A 3,420-nucleotide genomic window follows, 5' to 3' on the forward strand; every position below is an offset into this window, starting at 1 on the left:
TCTCAGCCACCGTTTCATTTAATAGCGCGTCCTTCCCAACTACCTCAAGAAGAGCGGTCATCACGTGATTGGACATCTCATGGTATGACCTAGCGCTCGTCCCCTTCTCATGTACTGATGTAGGATCAATTAAGTCACTTTCATTCTATAGAAACAAATAGAAATCGCAAAGGAGTCCTGAATCGCCCATTTAGCAAGTGGTCACTCCTTATTCCGATTACAAAGTAGACATTTTAAATAACAGCAGTTGTGCGTGTAGAACTTCAAGAGGGACTTTAACGTAGCTGAAGTTTTCATCAACCTGGGCGATCAGCCTAAATGACGTTCGAGAACTTAAGGAACCCCTCCACACTCCTCAGGTTCCCTGATCAGCTGACGACGGTGACCAAGATGAAGAACGTGAGGTAGCCCTGGAGTCCCCCAGAAGGACGAGTCCCAAGGCCTAGGCGTCCCTGTGAAGTTTGTCTACAGCAGTTATGGGAATCTCCCTTAGGTAGCGCCCTGCAATCTAGGTGAAATCCAATAACTGCTGTTGTCTATCTCCCGCCCGACAGGCCTCCTCCCCGCTGAGCGAGGGGTCGGTCGTGTAGAGGTACCTCACGTGCGTGGCGGTGGAGTCCTCACGTTCTTGGACGAGCAACTTCACCATGACCACTCGGCCTCCCAGGGTCAGGTCGGCGTAGTAGACTCCAGGGGTATCCCACTGGGAGGTGCCCCCCAAGGTCCTCCGGCCGACCCTGGGCTCGTTTGGACCTGAGCCCTGACACCACGTTGTCCGTCACGAGCTTCTCGGACAGTACGGGGGTCGAAGACGACCGTAGCTACCGGAAGCGCTCCTTGAGCACGTCCAACAGCTCGCCACCTCGATCTCGGTCTTGAACTCGGCGACCATCATGAAGAGCGTCTTCCTCACGGCATAGGGGAAACCGTGAACGTCCTGCCCGAGGTCGACCATGACGACCGTGAGGAGCTTGACCCTCTCGAACCTCCCGTGGACATGGCAGTAGATCCAGTGGTTCTCAGGGGCTCAATTCTAGGTCAAGATAGCTTTATGCCCCGTTTTCCTGGATTACACCCTTCATTCTAAGGACAGCAGTTATGAGTTTTTGCCTTGATTACAGGGCGATATTTAAGGGAAAGTCCCACAACGGGCCGTTCAGGTGTCCATTGCGAGTTCATTTTGTTTCAGTAGCTTAAGCGTAATAATTGATCATACGTGATCGAGGCGACTTCTTCTCTGCCTCATTGACGTGGCAGGTTACACTCAACTAATCCTTCATAGAATTAGCCTAATTTAAGAGAGATATTAGAATTCGCAATGGAGACCTGAATGGCCTCCCACAACTGCTGTAAAGAGTTTTATTCGTTGCATGTAAATTTGTAACCACATGAGTTTTACCATCGTCCTTAGGGTCTTGTGGAACGGTGGAGTTGCACGTATAGCTGTAGAGGAGAGTAGAATTACTAAGGCTAAACTTCTCGTGCTTAGAGAGAGTCTTAACGATTACGACCTAAGGGATATCGGCGTAACATATTTGAGGAGAGAAGGAGAGAAAGGGTTCTTAACTCCCCTCTTCAGGAAAATAACGAAGCTTTATGCCCCACAAAGAGGAGATGAAGCAACAGTAGATCTTGACCTCATCCTGAGATCCGTGCGTTTAGTTAAGGGTAAAGCTTTATACCACGACCAATTTGCTGGGATTTCAGGCTACCTCAGAAAACTATTTTACGGTGAAGATTACGCTTTGTACCTACACGAGACCTCTTTACCTTTAATGGGGTTGAAGTACTCCCTTCCGAGGTCGATGGAGTGGAAGATCTTGAAGAAAGCAAAGATTATTATGACCAACTCTAAGTGGAACGCGGAAACTCTCAAAGAGTTCGGTATTTCGGCTGAAGTACTCTACCCAGGATGTTATCCCGATGAGGATGTAAACATTGAGAGGGAAGACATTGTCCTTGCCGTGTCCATGTGGGACGCAGGAAGGAGACCTGAGCTTTACGGTGAATTAGCAAGGAAAATTAAGGGAAAAGTCGTGATGGCAGGTTCTTGGGCTAGGAAAGACACTATGGAGGAATTTAAGAGGAAATACCCTGAAGTGACGGTCACGGGGAAAATAAGTGAGGGAGAACTGAACAGCCTTTACAAGAAGGCGTCGCTATTTATCCGCTTTGGTTTTAACGAGAGGGGACCTGGAATGGGCGTCTTAGAAGCTATGGCTCACGGGACACCTGTAATAGTGAACGACGGTTTGGGAGGGAAAGAGTTCGTGAGAAATTACGAAAACGGGTTTGTAGTGAAGGATGTGGAGGAAGCTGTTGAAAAGGTCAATGAAGTTTTAGGCGACGAACTAAGAAGGAAGATGATCTATTCAGCCTGGGAAACAGCAAAAGAGTATTCTTGGTATAAACACGGTGAAAGGTTGATAGAACTAATGGAGAAAGTATGATCTGGGAAGAATTTCAGTTTAACGCGCGTCACACCTCTTTTCTCTCCACTACTCCTCTCGCGTTGATAACGTTGATCACCTCACCTGCCTCAACTATTAAGCAGTCCCTTTTCTTGTACTTCGTGTTTTACTTCACAGCAGTTATGGGACTTTCCCTTAAATATCGCCCTGTAATCGAGGCAAAATCTAATAACTGCTGTACTTCAGTTTTCCAACTAAAATGACTAGATATGGCGCGGTCGTCAGGTGGTTAATGGCTCCTCAGAATTCTGGACCGTCCCTTGACCTTACCAGGAGCAATTCCCGCGATCAGGTGGGTAATCCAGGAAGGCCCAAAATTTGAGCAAGGGCCTCGAGGACTCGACCCGGTCTCCTTGGGAAGTATACGTTGTAATCAACGTTCACACCCTCCGGAGTATGTTGTAAAATTCCCTGGAAGGTAATATCATTCCTGTTATCAACTGAAATAGAGACCAAGGTAAGTGTAAACGAAGCAAGCAAGAACCGCTTGTAAAACAGCAGTTATGGGAATCTCAGGGAGGTGGTACGGAAAGTCAGTATTGGCGAGGAGTTTTAGTTTTCAGCGCCTTCCTGCTGAAAAGATACGGAACGAGGAGAGGTTAATCAGGGAAGCCAAGGTGAGGCTGGTCAGGGAGATCAACAGGCTGGGAGTGGTGAGGGGGAACGGGAGGAGCAGGAAGGTTAATTGGCCTGATCCTGATGGTCCTGGTAGGTGGGAGGGCCAGCATCGTCAGCTGATCAGGGAACCTGAGGAGCGTGGAGGCGTTCCTCAGGCTCTCGAACGTCATTTAGGCGGACCGCCGGGGCTGATGAAAATCTTTAAGTTACGTTAACGTCCCATAACTGCTGCACTATGTTATACTTGTATCACTAATTATCTTGGCCCTCAGGCATTATTTTAGTCATCTCTGGCGTTGATCAATCTAAAGGGATTGTTATTGTTTCTACT

At 48.1% G+C, this 3,420-nt stretch carries 3 protein-coding genes and 1 pseudogene; 2 read left to right on the forward strand and 2 right to left on the reverse strand.

Translation table 11 applies throughout. The features are described 5' to 3' along the window. Positions 1-508 precede the first annotated feature (508 nt). Positions 509-721, reverse strand: coding sequence for a hypothetical protein (locus tag METMK1DRAFT_RS19320; RefSeq protein WP_009075806.1), 213 nt, complete (start codon positions 719-721; stop codon positions 509-511). Between the two features lie 57 nt (positions 722-778). Next, entirely contained in the window at positions 779-955 is a 177-nt protein-coding gene (locus METMK1DRAFT_RS19325; RefSeq protein WP_009075808.1) for a hypothetical protein, read from the reverse strand. A gap of 433 nt (positions 956-1,388) precedes the next feature. Between METMK1DRAFT_RS19325 and METMK1DRAFT_RS15115 the strand changes: the two genes are divergently transcribed. Together METMK1DRAFT_RS15115 and METMK1DRAFT_RS20185 are read left to right on the forward strand one after the other, a co-directional pair. After that, complete coding sequence (locus tag METMK1DRAFT_RS15115; protein ID WP_009075811.1) at positions 1,389-2,450, forward strand: glycosyltransferase family 4 protein; 1,062 nt, start codon at positions 1,389-1,391, stop codon at positions 2,448-2,450. Positions 2,451-3,215: 765 nt separating this feature from the next. Continuing rightward, positions 3,216-3,304: pseudogene (locus tag METMK1DRAFT_RS20185) on the forward strand (transposase); the annotation flags it as partial. Positions 3,305-3,420 lie beyond the last annotated feature (116 nt).

It is taken from the genome of Metallosphaera yellowstonensis MK1 (assembly GCF_000243315.1).
Lineage (GTDB): Archaea > Thermoproteota > Thermoprotei_A > Sulfolobales > Sulfolobaceae > Metallosphaera > Metallosphaera yellowstonensis.